Origin of the sequence: Pseudomonas sp. GV105 (assembly GCF_003058185.1) — a bacterium.
GTDB lineage: Bacteria > Pseudomonadota > Gammaproteobacteria > Pseudomonadales > Pseudomonadaceae > Aquipseudomonas > Aquipseudomonas veronii.
This window is the reverse complement of record NZ_QBUF01000007.1, coordinates 115,269-129,882: the sequence shown is the minus strand read 5'-3', so window position 1 is coordinate 129,882 and position 14,614 is coordinate 115,269. Positions and strand designations below refer to the sequence as shown.

General features: G+C 58.5%; 16 protein-coding genes. 9 read left to right on the top strand and 7 right to left on the bottom strand.

What is annotated here, in order from left to right:
- Positions 1 to 12: 12 nt before the first annotated feature.
- Positions 13 to 1,113: a redox-regulated ATPase YchF gene (ychF, locus tag C8K66_RS15280; protein WP_046384760.1), complete on the top strand. Its 1,101-nt coding sequence runs from the start codon at positions 13 to 15 to the stop codon at positions 1,111 to 1,113.
- Between the two features lie 183 nt (positions 1,114 to 1,296).
- Here ychF and C8K66_RS15275 read toward each other — a convergent pair whose 3' ends face one another.
- The 7 genes from C8K66_RS15275 to C8K66_RS15245 all read right to left on the bottom strand — a co-directional run bounded on the left by C8K66_RS15275 (position 1,297) and on the right by C8K66_RS15245 (position 9,596).
- A complete protein-coding gene (locus tag C8K66_RS15275; protein ID WP_046384761.1) occupies positions 1,297 to 2,709 on the bottom strand; it encodes an aldehyde dehydrogenase family protein in 1,413 nt (470 codons plus the stop codon).
- Positions 2,710 to 2,719: 10 nt separating this feature from the next.
- The gene (locus C8K66_RS15270) at positions 2,720 to 3,763 is read right to left on the bottom strand and encodes a homoserine dehydrogenase (protein ID WP_108525288.1); all 1,044 of its coding nucleotides are present in this window, start codon (positions 3,761 to 3,763) and stop codon (positions 2,720 to 2,722) included.
- A 175-nt stretch (positions 3,764 to 3,938) separates the two neighbouring features.
- Positions 3,939 to 4,376: an Lrp/AsnC family transcriptional regulator gene (locus tag C8K66_RS15265; RefSeq protein WP_046384763.1), complete on the bottom strand. Its 438-nt coding sequence runs from the start codon at positions 4,374 to 4,376 to the stop codon at positions 3,939 to 3,941.
- 22 nt (positions 4,377 to 4,398) lie between these two features.
- Complete coding sequence (gene thrC / locus C8K66_RS15260; protein ID WP_046384764.1) at positions 4,399 to 5,778, bottom strand: threonine synthase; 1,380 nt, start codon at positions 5,776 to 5,778, stop codon at positions 4,399 to 4,401.
- A 16-nt stretch (positions 5,779 to 5,794) separates the two neighbouring features.
- The gene (locus tag C8K66_RS15255; RefSeq protein WP_046384765.1) at positions 5,795 to 6,685 is read right to left on the bottom strand and encodes a LysR substrate-binding domain-containing protein; all 891 of its coding nucleotides are present in this window, start codon (positions 6,683 to 6,685) and stop codon (positions 5,795 to 5,797) included.
- A gap of 51 nt (positions 6,686 to 6,736) precedes the next feature.
- Entirely contained in the window at positions 6,737 to 8,167 is a 1,431-nt protein-coding gene (locus C8K66_RS15250; protein ID WP_108525286.1) for an amino acid permease, read from the bottom strand.
- Between the two features lie 151 nt (positions 8,168 to 8,318).
- Entirely contained in the window at positions 8,319 to 9,596 is a 1,278-nt protein-coding gene (locus tag C8K66_RS15245) for a cystathionine gamma-synthase family protein (protein ID WP_046384767.1), read from the bottom strand.
- 559 nt (positions 9,597 to 10,155) lie between these two features.
- Here C8K66_RS15245 and C8K66_RS15240 point away from each other — a divergent pair.
- From C8K66_RS15240 to C8K66_RS15205, 8 genes are all read left to right on the top strand, one after another.
- On the top strand, positions 10,156 to 11,082 hold the full coding sequence (locus C8K66_RS15240) for a sigma 54-interacting transcriptional regulator (protein WP_017844409.1): 927 nt from the start codon (positions 10,156 to 10,158) through the stop codon (positions 11,080 to 11,082).
- A gap of 180 nt (positions 11,083 to 11,262) precedes the next feature.
- The gene (locus C8K66_RS15235) at positions 11,263 to 11,466 is read left to right on the top strand and encodes a hypothetical protein (RefSeq protein WP_017844410.1); all 204 of its coding nucleotides are present in this window, start codon (positions 11,263 to 11,265) and stop codon (positions 11,464 to 11,466) included.
- A 108-nt stretch (positions 11,467 to 11,574) separates the two neighbouring features.
- Entirely contained in the window at positions 11,575 to 11,940 is a 366-nt protein-coding gene (locus C8K66_RS31315; RefSeq protein ID WP_232566224.1) for a hypothetical protein, read from the top strand.
- A 6-nt stretch (positions 11,941 to 11,946) separates the two neighbouring features.
- Positions 11,947 to 12,753, top strand: coding sequence for a type III secretion system inner membrane ring lipoprotein SctJ (gene sctJ, locus C8K66_RS15225; protein ID WP_026139723.1), 807 nt, complete (start codon positions 11,947 to 11,949; stop codon positions 12,751 to 12,753).
- Positions 12,746 to 13,303, top strand: coding sequence for a hypothetical protein (locus C8K66_RS15220; protein WP_046488039.1), 558 nt, complete (start codon positions 12,746 to 12,748; stop codon positions 13,301 to 13,303). The genes sctJ and C8K66_RS15220 overlap by 8 nt, the downstream gene beginning before the upstream one ends.
- A 2-nt stretch (positions 13,304 to 13,305) precedes the next feature.
- On the top strand, positions 13,306 to 13,902 hold the full coding sequence (gene sctL, locus C8K66_RS15215; RefSeq protein WP_017844414.1) for a type III secretion system stator protein SctL: 597 nt from the start codon (positions 13,306 to 13,308) through the stop codon (positions 13,900 to 13,902).
- An 86-nt stretch (positions 13,903 to 13,988) separates the two neighbouring features.
- A complete protein-coding gene (locus C8K66_RS15210) occupies positions 13,989 to 14,207 on the top strand; it encodes a hypothetical protein (protein WP_026139725.1) in 219 nt (72 codons plus the stop codon).
- Between the two features lie 46 nt (positions 14,208 to 14,253).
- Complete coding sequence (locus C8K66_RS15205) at positions 14,254 to 14,601, top strand: type III secretion protein (RefSeq protein WP_226926247.1); 348 nt, start codon at positions 14,254 to 14,256, stop codon at positions 14,599 to 14,601.
- The last annotated feature ends 13 nt before the right edge of the window (positions 14,602 to 14,614 follow it).

The following is a 14,614-nucleotide window of genomic DNA, read 5'->3' as shown; positions in this document are numbered from 1 at the left end:
AGGGGAAACACCATGGGATTCAATTGCGGCATCGTCGGCCTGCCCAACGTCGGCAAATCCACCCTGTTCAACGCGCTGACCAAGTCCGGTATTGCGGCGGAGAACTTCCCCTTCTGCACCATCGAACCCAACAGCGGTATCGTGCCGATGCCGGACCCACGCCTGGACGCCCTGGCCGTGATCGTCAACCCCAAGCGCATCCTGCCGACCACCATGGAATTCGTCGACATCGCCGGCCTGGTGGCCGGTGCGTCGAAAGGTGAAGGCCTGGGCAACAAGTTCCTGGCCAACATCCGCGAAACCGATGCCATCGCCCACGTGGTCCGCTGCTTTGAAGACGAGAACGTGATTCACGTCTCCAACAGCGTCGACCCGAAACGCGACATCGAGATCATCGACCTGGAACTGATCTTCGCCGACCTCGACAGCTGCGAGAAGCAACTGCAGAAAGTCGCGCGTAACGCCAAGGGTGGCGACAAGGACGCCGTGGTCCAGAAAGGCCTGCTGGAGCAGCTGATCGCCCACTTCACCCTGGGCAAGCCGGCACGCAGCCTGATGAAGACCATGGGCGCTGACGAGAAGGCCGCAGTCAAGGGCTTCCACCTGCTGACCACCAAGCCGGTGATGTACATCGCCAACGTCGCCGAAGACGGCTTCGAGAACAACCCGCTGCTCGACGTGGTCAAGGCCATCGCCGACGAAGAAGGCGCGATCGTGGTTCCGGTGTGCAACAAGATCGAAGCGGAAATCGCCGAGCTCGATGACGGCGAAGAAAAAGACATGTTCCTCGAGGCTCTGGGCCTGGAAGAGCCTGGCCTGAATCGCGTGATCCGCGCCGGTTACGAAATGCTCAACCTGCAGACCTACTTCACCGCCGGTGTCGAAGAAGTCCGCGCCTGGACCGTCAAGGTCGGCGCCACCGCGCCACAGGCCGCCGGCGTGATCCACACCGACTTCGAAAAAGGCTTTATCCGCGCCGAAGTGATCGCCTACAACGACTTCATCCAGTACAAGGGTGAAGCCGGTGCCAAGGAAGCCGGTAAATGGCGCCTGGAAGGTAAGGAATATATCGTCAAGGACGGCGATGTGATGCACTTCCGTTTCAACGTGTAAGCGTTGTCGGAATCAAAGAAGCCGCGTTTATTCGCGGCTTTTTTGTGGGCGCTTTGAAGGCATGCGAGCCATTCGATCTGAACTCTCGGCAATAAATGCATGGCTAACGCTAGAAAAAGGCATTGGGCGGGTGACCAGACCTTCCCAATGCCAAACGACCTGATTTAATCTGCCTTGAATCGCTTAACCCAGGGTGTTCAGACACACCACCTTGGGCTGGGTCATTTCCTCATAGGCAAAGCGCACCCCTTCCCGGCCGAGGCTGCCGTACTTGGAGCCGCCAAACGGCATGGCATCGAAACGATAGTCGGACGAATCGTTGATCATCACGCCACCCGCCTCGATCCGCCGCGCCGCACTCATCGCCGTCGCCAGATCATTGGTGAAGATACCCGCGTGCAGGCTGTAATCGGGTTCATTGGCCAACGAGATGGCCTCATCGAAGGTTTCAAAAGGCTGCAACACGACCACTGGGGCAAACACTTCGTTGCGCCACAGGCGACTGGCATGATCGACATTTTCCAGCACTGTCGCGGCGTAGCACGAGCCCTCGCGCCGGTGGCCGCAAAGTAACCTGGCGCCCTCCTCCAACGCTTCGTTGACCACCTGCTCGGCCTTCTGCGCCGCTTGGGGGGTAATCATCGGGCCGATGTCGGTGCTGGCAAGCAATGGGTCTCCGGTCACCAGTTTCTGCGCCAGGCTGACGAAGTGCTCGCGAAAACGCGCGTAGATCGACGCCTGGATCAGCAGGCGCTGAGTGCCGATGCAGTTCTGTCCCGCCGCCCAGAAGGCCCCGGACAGGCAACTGTCGACGGCGGCCGCAAGGTTGCAGTCCGCCATGACGATCACCGGCGCATTGCCGCCCAAGTCCATGGCGAGCTTCTTCAGGCCGGCCGTGCGGGCAATCTGCTCGCCGGTGACGAAGCCGCCAGTAAAGGAAATCATCCGCACCTCACGGGAGGCGACCAAGGCCTTGCCCAGTTCCGCGCCGCCGGTGGCGACGGTGACCACCGACTCGGGCAACCCGGCCTTAACCAGACACGAGACCAATTTGATGGCCGACAACGGCGCCAGCTCAGACGGTTTGAGAATCACCGCGTTGCCGCCGGCAATGGCCGGACCGAGCTTGTGCGCCACCAGATTCAATGGATCGTTGTACGGGGTGATCGCGACGATCAGGCCCAGCGGCTCGCGGGAGAACCAGCCCTGGCGCGACTCGGAGCCCTCATAGGCATCGAAAGGCACCACTTCCCCGGCATTGCGCCTGGCCTCTTCGGCAGAAAGCTTGAGGGTGTTGACGCAGCGTTTGACCTCTTTTTCCGCCTGTTTGAGGGTCTTGCCGGCTTCGTCGACAATCAGCCGGGCAAATGCCGGGGCATCGCGTTCGATGTGCAAGGCGGCCTGTTCGAGAATGCGTGCCCGACGATGACGCGGTAGTTCGGCGCAGGCTTGCGCACCGCTGCGACCCTGCACCAGCAACTGCGGCACCTGCGATGCACAAACATCCGCTACGGTCCCGATAACAGTCCCGTCAAAGGGGTTGAAGACTTCGATGTGCGGCGCCACGGCAGCCAGCGCAAGACTCGATAGTTTCACAGGCGTTCTCCTAGTTGTGCGCAACAGACTGATGGATGCTGATGATGTCCGACAGCAACGCAAACGCTGTTTCCGTGCGCCCAGCTCCCGGCCCCGAAACCGTCACAGCGCCGAGCAGATCGGTGGCGAACGACACGGCATTGGTGGCGCCGCAGATACCGGCCAGCGGATGATCATGGTTCAACAGGCGCGGCTCGACACTGGCACTGACCGAACCATCGGCATGACGCGTGGCCGCGCCGATAAGCCTCCAGCGTGCTCCGTCCTGCCGGGCTTTTTCGATGTCGCCAAGGCCAAGTGAGGAAATACCGCTGCAACTGACATCGTTGACGTTCAGCTTGGCGTCCAGCAGCTCGTTGGCCAGAATCACCACCTTCAGACGTACATCATGCCCCTCGACGTCCGCCGTTGGGTCGGCTTCGGCATACCCCAATGCCTGCGCCTCACTGACCGCCTCGGCGAAACCCAGGCCGCCTTCCATGCGGGTCAGGACGAAGTTGGACGTGCCGTTGAGAATCCCCTCGAAACCGACAACCGAACTGCCCGCCAGCAACTGCCTGGCCAGGCGGATCACCGGTGTGCCGCTCATCACCGAACCTTCGTATTCAAAGGCGACGTTATTGCGCTGGGCCAGGTCTTTCAGCTCGCCACCGTGCAGGGCAATCGGTCCCTTGTTGGTGGTGACCACATGTTTGCCGTTCTCCAGCGCCCAGCGGCAGAACGAAGTAGCCGGCTCACCATCCACCGGGTTGGTAAAGGTCGCTTCGGCAATGATGTCCGCACCGGACGCCTTGATCACCGCTTCGTTGAGAGCTACGGCTTCGCCCCCCGGCAGTTGCGCGAAAGCGCCCTTGACCGCTGGAAGATTGGCCAGCAACGCGGCATCCAACCCGTCGCGACCGATCACCGAACCGAGGAACAGATCAGTGACGCCGACGATTTTCAGGGTAAAACCCAGTTCGTTTTTCCAACTGTCGTTACGCTCTGCAATCAGCTGAGCCAGCGCCCGGTTGACACCACCGAAGCCGACCAGCGCCAGTTTGTATTCAGTCATTTTTATTGTCCTTGATCTGGGTGATGGGTTGTTGGGCACTAGATTAGGGACACGTCCTGGGCAGTGAAATATGCCAATTTGCTCTATTTCATGGGCGTTTTGACCAGTGCCTGGGCAAAGCGTCCGGGCATAAAAAAAGCCAACCGAAGTTGACTTTTTCACAGCAAAAAACCGGCTAGACAACAGACGATAAAACGAATGAAGTCACCGTGTTTTCCACGCCCGGCAGCGCGGAGATTTCATTCCAGACCTTATGCACCCGCTCCGGGCTCGCAGCGCCGACGCGCAGCATCAGGTCGAACTCGCCGCTCATGACATCGCACTCGATGACTTCCGGTATTGCCCGCAAAGCCTGCAGCACATCCGCGCCGCGCATGCGGTCGTAGCGATAGACAAAAATCACCGCATTGATGCTCGAAGAGGCTTGTCGCCCCTCCCCCGTTCGCACCGTATACCCCTGTATCGCACCGTCGCGCTCGAGCCGTTCGATCCGTTGGCGCACGGCATTGCGCGACAGATTGACCTTGGTCGCCAGCTCGGCGTGGGCCGCCCGGGCATTGAGCCGCAGCTCAGCGATGATACGTTCATCGAGCGGGTCCAGAATGCGCTTCACTTGACCTCCTGCGGCAACGCCGTCACAGCGCGCCGAGCAGCTGATGGATGGTGTCGAGGTCGTCCGGTTGAATCCGGTAATGCTGTGCCGATCCCTGCTCCGCGAGCGGGCTGTGTTGCGCCGGCGCACCGATCCCCAGTTCGCCGAGCAGCACGGTAGATTTGGCCGGTGAGATTTCCCCCAGGGTGACCATCGGCGCGACCAGGCTGCGGCGGTACAGTCGAGCTGCCAGGACGCCGGTGGCGGTGTGAGGATCAATGACGTAACCGGTGTCACGGTACAGCGAGGTCATTTCCTGCAGGGTTTCGTCATCGCTGACCGCGTAGGAGTCGATGATCATCCGCGCCTGCAACCAGAACTCGTTGGCGATGGTCATCTCGCCGCTGGATTCGAACGCTGCCATCAGCGCGCTCACCGCCTGATCGTCATGCCCGTAGAGCTCCCAGAGGAAACGTTCAAGGTTGGAAAAAATCGACAGGTCCATGGCCGGCGACAACGTCTTGTTGGTTCGCAACCTGGAGTAGTGGTTCTTCAGAAACAACTGATGCAATGCGTCGTTCTGATTGGTCGCAACGATCATCTGGGTGATCGGCAGGCCCATTTTCTGCGCAATGTAACCGGCATATACCTCGGCAAAACTCGCGGCGGGCACGCTGAAACCAATCAGACGCTGAGCGCCTCCCAGTTGCAGCACGGCGTGGAAATAAAACACCAGTTGCGCCAACACACTGACCCAGTTGCTGGAGTTGAAACTGACTGCCTCGTGCTGCGTGCATGGCCACTGCCGGAACAGCCGGTTCACGATGGTCTGGCACTCATCGAAGCTACCGTTGACCGCGAACGTATGGACATTCGGGTGAGCCACCGCCTGCAGATGCTGCAACTGATTCTGTGGTACGCCGGATGCCGGATAGAGCACCACCACGACGGTGTCGTTACAGTGCTTGAACGCCTCGATGGCCGCCAGCCCGGTATCACCGTTGGTAGCCCCGAGCACCACCGCGCGTCGCTGGCGTTTGTGCAGAAAATACTGCACCAACTGCGCCTGCAACTGGGCGGCAAAATCCTTCGAGGAACGGGTAGGTCCGTGGAACAGCTCCAGCACCCACTCGTTGCGGTCGACCTGATGCAAGGGCGCCACGGAGCGATGACTGAAGCGGCTGCTCGCCTCTTTGAGCATGCGCTTGAGATCCACCTCAGGGATGGCCCCACCCACAAACGGACTCATGACCCGATAGGCCAGTTCGTCATACGGCAAGATCGACCAATTGGCCATGTCCTGGGGTTCGAACAGCGGCAACTCGAAGGGCACGAACAGTCCGCCGTCCTCGGCAATACCGGATAACACGACCTTTTCGAAATCGACCTGCATGGCCGAACTTCGCGTACTCACATAGTGCATGGTTGACTCCGGCCATTCATTTGTAACGATGTGCCTGCTCGACCAGCCAGGTAGAAAACATGACCGCGTCGGGATGCTGGTCGGCCCCCGAACCGCGTACCAGATAAAACGATTCGCTGGCTTCGATGCGCTGGGCGAAGGGTTCAACCAGACGCCCGTCCTGGAGCATCTCGTCGACCATCGAGGAGCGGGCCAGGGCAATCCCCTGCCCCAACTCGGCCATGCGCAAGGTGCAGATCAGCGTGTCGAACTGCATGCCGGTCGACGAATCGACGGTGTCCGCTCCGACCATGTTCAACCAGTAACCCCAGCCCTCTTCGTAACCCAGAACGTGCAGCAACGGATGATGAGCCACGTCGGCCGCGACCTTCAGCGGCGAGCGCGCCATCAGGGCGGGCGAGCAGACCGGAAACAAGGTGTCCCAGGTCAGGCGTTGCGAGACCAGGCCGGGCCATTGACCATGACCCCAACGAATTTCCATATCATCTTCGCCATCCAGCTCCTTGACCCAAATGTTGCTGATATAGCGGATGTAGACATGGGGATGAGCCTGACGAAAGTCGACCAATTTGGGCGCCAGCCAATGTACGAAAAACGCCAGGCTGCCACGCACCTTGATCGGCCGGCGCTTGTGTTGGCCAAAAATCTCGTTGGTCCCCACCGCCAGCCGAGTGATCGCATCCTGCACCACCGGCAGATAGGCTTGGCCTTCCTCGGTCAGCCCCAAGCCACGGGGCAAGCGCTTGAACAGCGCCACCCCCAGATGGCTTTCCAATTGGCGGATCTGCTGGCTGACCGCGCCCTGGGTCAAAAACAGTTCCTCGGCGGCGTGGGTAAAGTTCAGACAGCGGGCAGACACCTCGAATGCCCGCAGCCAGTTCAATGGGGGTAACGGCTTTTGCTTCATGGTCTGGACCTCATTGACGCCCCCCGCACCGAGCACGCTTGCCCACCCTGCCTAGAATGCATCGGACGGTTGTGCCAAGGGGGCAAGCGACAAGCGTCGCTCGCGGCTCTTGCGGGTAATGTAATACACGAAGTAGCACCAGGCGATGAATGGCAAACCGAAGTACAGCGCCACCCGCTGCTCGGGGTCGAAAGCGATCCCGACGCAGGCCAGGCTGCAGCAGGCCAGCGCTCCCAGAGGTACCCACGGATAACCCCGGACGCGGAACTTGAGGTCGCGGACATCACCGCCATTGGCCACATAGTGACGGCGGAATGCGATCTGGCTCGCGGCGATGCTCATCCACACCACCACTACCGCCAGCCCGGAAATCGACACCAGCGCCAGATAGACGGTGTCAGCGGCAAACACACTACTGAGCAACGAGGCACCGCCGCCGAACATGCTCAATACGATGGCATTCAACGGCGTCCCCGTGCGGGTCAGGTTAGAGAACTGCTTAGGCAGGTGTCCCTGATCGCTTAAGGTCCAGAGCATCCGCGAAGCGGCGTACAACCCGGAGTTGGCCGCAGACAACAGCGCCGTGATGATCACGAAGTTCATGATGTCGGCGGAGTAAGGAATGCCGATGTAGGTAAATACAGTGACGAACGGACTCTCCACCAAACCGGCCTGCTCGCGGGGCAACAGCGTCGCCAGGACGAAAATGGTGCCGACGAAAAAGATCGCCAGACGCAACACGGTAGTGCGAATGGCCCGCGGCACATTGCGCTGAGGGTCCTTGGTTTCACCGGCAGCGATACCGATCAACTCCGTACCGGAGAAGGCGAAGGACACCGCCAACAGGGTCATGGCAATCGACATGAAACCGGTGGGGAACAAGCCCTCGCGGGTGAAGTTACCCAGGCCGGCACTGTGCGCCTGATCGATATGCAACAGGCCGAGAATCGCCCCGCCGCCGATTATCAGGAACACCACCACCGTCACTACTTTGATCAAGGACAACCAGAACTCAGTCTCGGCAAACAAACGCACCGAGATCACGTTGGTCAGGAACACCACGCCAGCGAACAGCGCACTCCAGATCCACACCGGCGTGTCCGGGAACCAGCGCACCATAAGAATACCGGCGGCGGTGAATTCCGAGCCGATGGCCACAGTCCACGTCAGCCAATACAGCCAGGCCACGGTGTAGCCGGTACCTGGGCCAAGAAAGCGCGTGGCGTAGATGCTGAAGGAGCCGGTTTCCGGCATCTGCACCGCCAACTCGCCCAGGCACATCATGACCATGTAGACCATGAGGGCGCCGATGATGTAAGCAATGACCGCACCTAACGGACCGGCCTGGTTAACGGTGTATCCGGACGTGAGAAACAGCCCGGTACCAATCACGCCGCCCAATGCCAACATGACAATATGGCGCGTCTGCATTTCCTGTTTGAAACTGGCACGCGGGTTGATTTGCTGTTCTTGTATGGACATGGTTGTTCTCATGAAAGTTGGCGGGGCACGCATTAACGTCTGCGCTGAGTTACTGGGCAGAGTCAAAAAATGTCGCCACTGGGTTTTATTATTATTCCGCTTCATGAACGCCTCACTAACGGCCCTGTCGTGAGGGAGTAACGTTAAAACTTCAACTGGCTACCTCAGTGCATGTTTCATTGATTGAGGGCTGTTTGCTTGCTGGTAGCTGTTCATCCCGTGAATGCCTGACAAAGGCAAACGCCTGCTGCAGATCGTCGAGCAAATCATCGGTGTCTTCGATGCCGACGGAGACGCGTACCAGCCCTTCGGAGATACCCAGGGCCAGACGCTCCTCCAGCGTGTTCTCCACATGGCTGGTGGTCCGCGCCGGACCGTAAATGGTTTCCACCGCGCCCAGATTGCCCGCGCAGTGAGCAAAGCGCAGGCGCGGCAACAGCACCTTGACCGTGTCCATGCCACCGACCAGGACAAAACTGACGATGGCACCGAAACCGGACATTTGCGCACACGCCACAGCGTGGTTCGGGTGGCTGGTCAAGCCGGGATAATTCACCGACGCCACCAACGGTTCGGTGCAGAGGAACTCTGCCAGGGCACGGGCACTGTGTTGCTGCTGACGCAGGCGCAGCACCAGCGTTTTCATGCCGCGGATGATCATGTAGGCCGAGAAGGGATCGAGCGTCGCACCGTTGATTTCCCGGTAATGACGAACCTTGGCCATCAACGATTCGCTGCCGCATACCAGGCCGCCGAGCACATCGCCATGACCACTGAGGAACTTGGTCGCGCTGTGGATGACCACGTCCACGCCCAGCGCCAGTGGGTTTTGATTCAGCGGCGTGGCAAAGGTGTTGTCCGCCACCACCACGGCACCGACGCGCTTGGCCGCAGCCACCAGACGCTGGATATCGAGGATTTTCAGGGTCGGGTTGGTCGGTGTTTCCAGGTACACCAACTGGCAGCCTTTGGCGATTTCACGCTCGATCTCCTCGTGATCGAACGTCTCGCACAAGGTCACCTCGACGCCCATGCGCGGCAGGAACTCTTCGAAAATCTTGTTGGTTCCGCCATAGCTGTCCTTAGTGGACACCACACGATTGCCGTGGGCCAGGAAGGTGTAAAGCACACTGCTGATCGCCGCCATGCCACTGCTGAAGGCCACGGCGGACTCAGCATGTTCCAACTCGCGGATTTTGGCTTCGAGGGTCTCGACCGTCGGGTTGCTCATGCGGCTGTAGATAAAGCCCGGAGCATTGCCCAGAGCAACGTCGTACCAGACGTCGATGTCGTCGTAACCGTAAGCGGCACTGACCACGATAGGTGTTTGAGTGGCATTGTAGGGGTGCCTGACTTGCTCCCCACCCCAGACCGCCCGGGTCCCCGCTCCGGCATTTTCAAGCCTTGTGCTGTCAGGTTTATTGTTCATTAAGACTACTCGCACTGAGAGTGGTGAATGTTGAATCATTAATCGGATCTGGCGGCCAATATATTGAAAACCCGTGCGCCCGAGAAACGATGTTATCGGTGCCAAAGGGCTGTTTTTTTTAATGGCTATCCATGTGCGGGGTGAGGGGGTCCAGCCCTGGTGGGTTTTTGTGCGGGCAGTGGGCTGTCTAGCTGGCTGATTTAACGTGCAAACGTTGATTGCGGTAGAAGCCGAACTATAAAGGGCGATGCATCAAGATAGTGAAACATCGCCACACATTATAAAATAACGAGAATTCTAGAACACACACCGCAACATAACTGCACCCTCATCAAACATCCCAACTATTCCTCATCACTCTAAGATTTATCTTACACCAACCACGGGCAACTACCCCGAGCAGCGCTTGCAACTTTATAGTTCTTGCGATTCAAGTACCCGAGCGACTCTACAGCTCAAGCAGCGCATCATGACAACACTAAGCTTTCCTGTTTAACTGCGTGCCGGCCCATAGGTTAATTGCCCTCCTGACGTGGCAACAGTATCGGAGCACAACACGATGTCGACGCTCTGCGAAAACGTTCTTATAACGGACATGACCTTTAGCGATTGCCCGGCCATCGAAACGACCGTGAACAATACGGCCGTTCTCGATATCGATATTCTCCTCTTGGGAGAAACCGGCACAGGTAAAGATACGTTGGCGCAACGCATCCATCAGCTGTCTCGTCGCAAAGGAAACTTCGTTGCAGTTAACTGTGCCGCCATCCCGGAAACCCTGGCCGAAAGCCAACTGTTCGGCGTCAACAGCGGCGCCTACACGGGCGCCATGCAATCTCGCGCGGGGTTTGTCGAAGCCGCTCATCTGGGCACCCTATACCTCGACGAAATCGACAGCATGCCGCTGTCGCTGCAAGCCAAGCTGTTACGTGTACTGGAATCACGCGGGGTCGAACGCCTGGGGTCTACACGATTTATCCCGGTAGACATGCGTGTGATCGCCTCGGCCCAGCACGCCTTGCACGAAATGGTCGAGCAAGGCACTTTCCGACGCGACCTCTACTTCCGTCTGAATGTGGTCAATATCCACCTACCAGCCTTACGGGATCGGCGAGAGCGGATCATTCCCTTGTTCCTGGACATGATTGAGCAAGAGGCCGATCACTTCCGGCTCGCCGCGCCGTCGCCCCCTAGCAAGCAGTTATTGCAACAACTGCTGTGCCACCCGTGGAAGGGCAACGTGCGCGAACTGCGCTCGACGGCCAAGCGATTCGTGTTGGGCCTGCCGCCGTTATCCACCGCGGTGATCAACCGACATGAACTTGAATTGAACCTGAAGACACGATTGCAACAGATGGAGAAATCGTTGATTGAAGAATCGCTTCGTCAACACGACCACTGTGTGGACAGTGTGGCAATCGCTTTAGGCGTCGCCAAGCGAACGCTGTACCACCGAATAAAGCATTTGGGAATATCACTCAACTGAAACAGGGTGCCGCCCCTGTTAACGCAATAACATCTTTTGAAACATACCTTCCCGCAACATATGGAACGCATGAATCCGTTTAGCCACATAAGTCATGGAACAGCGATACAGGTGTGCAACAGCGTCTTTTGATGTATCGCTGACTCCAGTAAAACTAACGTCAAGCACGGAGAAAACAACATGACTATCGGTTCGATTGGCTCGTATTCTGGCGCCTCCTATGGTGGCGGTGACGCCAACAATATGTCTGCTGATGAGGCAGATGCTGGTATGGAGGCTGTAGAATCAAAGAAGCGCAAAGATGGCGTAAAAAACGCATATAAAGCAGCAGAGAACGCTAATACCAACGGTATTAAAGCAGCCGCTGACATGCTCCGCCTGTAATAGCTGAACGCTTGCTGGCCTTCTCGACAGTCGATGCCGGGAAGGCCATACCGCCACGAGCGTTGTCATATACACGCTCATCCTCTAACCCTTATCTGACAGGGCAACATGATGATAGGCAGCATCCGCACGACTGAAATCAATCAACTCCCTGGCACCTCGGGCATACAGGAGGCCTCCCACTCGGCCACCGATGTCAGCTTTTTCAACTCAACGCTCATGCCTTCCCCAGTTGCGAATACCGCGGTCGATCATGCGCTGCCACCGAATGTGCTTTCCGAAGCCGCAGGCAAGCTCAATTCCATGACTGAGCGTATGACCAAAAGCCTGCGGGCATTAAGCAGCAAGAACAAACTGGAAGAGGCGCGAAAATACCCGGGGCAACTTTCCGACGCACTCCTGCTGACGCATATGTTGTCGAAGAGCGTCGGTAAAACCGCGCAGTGCATCGATAAAATCAGCAACCTCCAGTAGGCCAACATGACTCGCCCGCGGCTTATCCTAGTAATCCTGTCGCTCTCATTCTTGCTCAATGCCTGCAGTGACCGTGTCGAACTTCATCGTCAGTTAACCGAACAAGAGGCCAATGAGGTCGTTGCGGAACTGGCGGACAAACATATCCGCGCCACCAAGGTTCCCGCGAAAGATGGCGTTGTGGTGGTGGTCAACTCAACCGATATCGGCCGCGCTGTGCGAACGCTGGAGGCCGCCGGCCTCCCGCGGGTCGCGCGCGCGACGCTGGGCGACACCTTTCGCAAAGAGGGGGTTATTTCCACGCCGCTTGAAGAACGAGCACGCTACATCTATGCCCTGTCCCAGGAGCTGGAGACCACGCTGTCGAACATTGATGGTGTCATCGTGGCTCGCGTACACGTGGTGCTGCCCGAGCGCGTCGCTCCGGGGGAACCGGTACAACCCGCCTCCGCCTCGGTGTTCATCAAGCATGACCCGCGACTCGACCCCGACAATATCAGGGCCCGGGTGCGCAGGATGGTTGCAAGCAGTATTCCGGGGATGACCGCCGCGGTGGAAAACCCGCAAAAACTGACGGTCGTCTTCGTGCCGGCAACCGCTTACTTAGAGCAGCAACGGTTGGCTTACTTCGGGCCGTTCCTGGTTCCGGGAGATGACATCGGTTTTTGGCGGGCCAGTGTGACATTCGGGCTGATCGCCCTGGCGCTGATGATCGCGGCGGGCATGTTCTGGCATAAACGCACACAAAGAGCCGCAGACGCGCTGTCAGACGGCCCATCCCCGGATGCGCCTGTCCAGGCCCGCAATGAGTAATCTCTCATGGGCCCAATGGTGGTCCGCGCCCTGGTTGTGTGCCCACGAAGACTGGAAAGCCCCCGTTCAACACGCCGCGCTGAATGAGCTGCACCGCAGCCGGCAGGTCGTCACGGGCACGCCTTATGGCGTTGCCCCTTGCCTGCCGCCAATGCCCGACCCCGCACTCCTGCAACTGGCACTCGCCCCCACGGATCAACTCGACCTGGGGCTCGCCCTGATTGACGGCATCTGCCGTCCCGCCTATGCCACCGCACTCGATGACAACCATCGACAGTGGTGCAACAGGCTGGCCAAGGCCCTGCCCCTGGATATGGTGCAACCCGATAATGACCCGCTGCAATTGCTCCGCGCCTGGGTCACGCCGGCCACCTGGCAGCGCATCCGGTTGCGTTTTGCGCGCCGGCGCATTTTGGATCTGGACGAAAAAGCCCTGTCGCTCGGCGACTCCCATAGCCGCCTCGATACCCTTTGGCATGCGGTGGCGTGGCGCATTGGCGCGATGAACAGGAACAGTAGCGCTGCCGCCTCAGAGGGGCACGGAGATTAACGATGTTATGCCGATATAAAATCAGCTCGCCCGGGGGCGCGCCGCCCCTGCCGGGGAGCCTGATCTCTTGCGAAACACTGGCGAGCTATACCCAGGCCAGCAATGTGGTGGACCAGGCAAAAGCCGAGGCCAGGCAGTTGCTGAAGACGGCACACGCCCAACGTGAAGCGCTGCTGGAAAAAGTCAGCGTTGAAGTATGGCAACGTGCCAATGCACAACTCAAACGCTGGGAAATCGAGCGTCAGGCCCTGTGCGACAGCCTTGAACAATACGCCACCTCGATCGCCAACCAGGCCATTCACCTGCTGCTTGAAGACACCCCCGCGCCCCAACGCATGGCCGCCCTGATCAAGCAATTACTGGCGAGCCATGTGCCAGCGGTGAAGGCAACACTGGTTTGCCACCCGCTCGAATTGGAGGCGGTGCGGGCATGCCTGACCAACCGCGGCAGCACGCACTGGACACTGCGCGCCGACGATACGATCAAACTGCAATCGCTCATATTGACCACCGAAGAAGGGGACTTCCGGATTGACTGGACGTCCTTGATCAATATTTTCATGAAGCCCGATGACAGCCCTTCAGACAACGGGTTTTAAACACACTTCATGAAATAAAAATTGCCGCACATGGAACCAATTCGAAATACAAACCAAAAAGGAGAACATCCCAACGGAGTGAATCCATGAACTATTACGACGGTTACAGCAATCGGCTTTTAAACGACGCGAGGGAGGTTAAACGTGACCTCAACCTCGCCGCAGAAACCAATTCCGGGTCTGAAGAAGACCTTGCCTTTTTTTTCGATCTTGTCGCCAAGCATCGAACTTCCGAATACGTCTTCAATGAGCATGCCCGCGTCAAACATATGCTCCTGAAGTCAGGCCTGGACAGCGGTCAGTAACTTGAACGCGCTGCTGGCCGAGTGTTTGAAACGCGGCTCCGGAGAATTGAGGTTATTCGAAAACAATGACGAAATTATCCTGCGTCATTGTTCGAACAGCCTGTTGCTCAGTGTCCAGTTGACGCCACTTCGCCCGGACAAATCATTGCTGCTGAGCTGGCTGCGCCTGGGCGAGGTCAGCCTGGAACACTTTCCAGGCGCTCTCGCCCAGGCGCCGGCCAGTGGCGCGCTCTGGCTGATGCATTGCCTGCATGACAAGCACGACGAACAGCAGCTGCAGCTCTGCCTCGAGTCCCTGCTCAACCAACGCGATACCTGGCGCGCCACCGTCGCGCGCCTCCACAGACCGGCGCCTCGACGCAACCCCACCTCCCTACGTTCGTTGCTGTACTAATCAGAGAAGCTTC

What these genes read in the sequence shown, in the direction of transcription:
- C8K66_RS15220 (WP_046488039.1), top strand. Translation starts at nt 12,746, where the DNA reads ATGAGTAATCTCTCATGGGCCCAATGGTGGTCCGCGCCCTGGTTGTGT.
- C8K66_RS15255 (WP_046384765.1), bottom strand. Translation starts at nt 6,685, where the DNA reads ATGAAGCAAAAGCCGTTACCCCCATTGAACTGGCTGCGGGCATTCGAG.
- sctJ (WP_026139723.1), top strand. Translation starts at nt 11,947, where the DNA reads ATGACTCGCCCGCGGCTTATCCTAGTAATCCTGTCGCTCTCATTCTTG.
- C8K66_RS15245 (WP_046384767.1), bottom strand. Translation starts at nt 9,596, where the DNA reads ATGAACAATAAACCTGACAGCACAAGGCTTGAAAATGCCGGAGCGGGG.
- C8K66_RS31315 (WP_232566224.1), top strand. Translation starts at nt 11,575, where the DNA reads ATGATGATAGGCAGCATCCGCACGACTGAAATCAATCAACTCCCTGGC.
- C8K66_RS15270 (WP_108525288.1), bottom strand. Translation starts at nt 3,763, where the DNA reads ATGACTGAATACAAACTGGCGCTGGTCGGCTTCGGTGGTGTCAACCGG.
- thrC (WP_046384764.1), bottom strand. Translation starts at nt 5,778, where the DNA reads ATGCACTATGTGAGTACGCGAAGTTCGGCCATGCAGGTCGATTTCGAA.
- C8K66_RS15240 (WP_017844409.1), top strand. Translation starts at nt 10,156, where the DNA reads ATGTCGACGCTCTGCGAAAACGTTCTTATAACGGACATGACCTTTAGC.
- sctL (WP_017844414.1), top strand. Translation starts at nt 13,306, where the DNA reads ATGTTATGCCGATATAAAATCAGCTCGCCCGGGGGCGCGCCGCCCCTG.
- C8K66_RS15235 (WP_017844410.1), top strand. Translation starts at nt 11,263, where the DNA reads ATGACTATCGGTTCGATTGGCTCGTATTCTGGCGCCTCCTATGGTGGC.
- C8K66_RS15250 (WP_108525286.1), bottom strand. Translation starts at nt 8,167, where the DNA reads ATGTCCATACAAGAACAGCAAATCAACCCGCGTGCCAGTTTCAAACAG.
- ychF (WP_046384760.1), top strand. Translation starts at nt 13, where the DNA reads ATGGGATTCAATTGCGGCATCGTCGGCCTGCCCAACGTCGGCAAATCC.
- C8K66_RS15210 (WP_026139725.1), top strand. Translation starts at nt 13,989, where the DNA reads ATGAACTATTACGACGGTTACAGCAATCGGCTTTTAAACGACGCGAGG.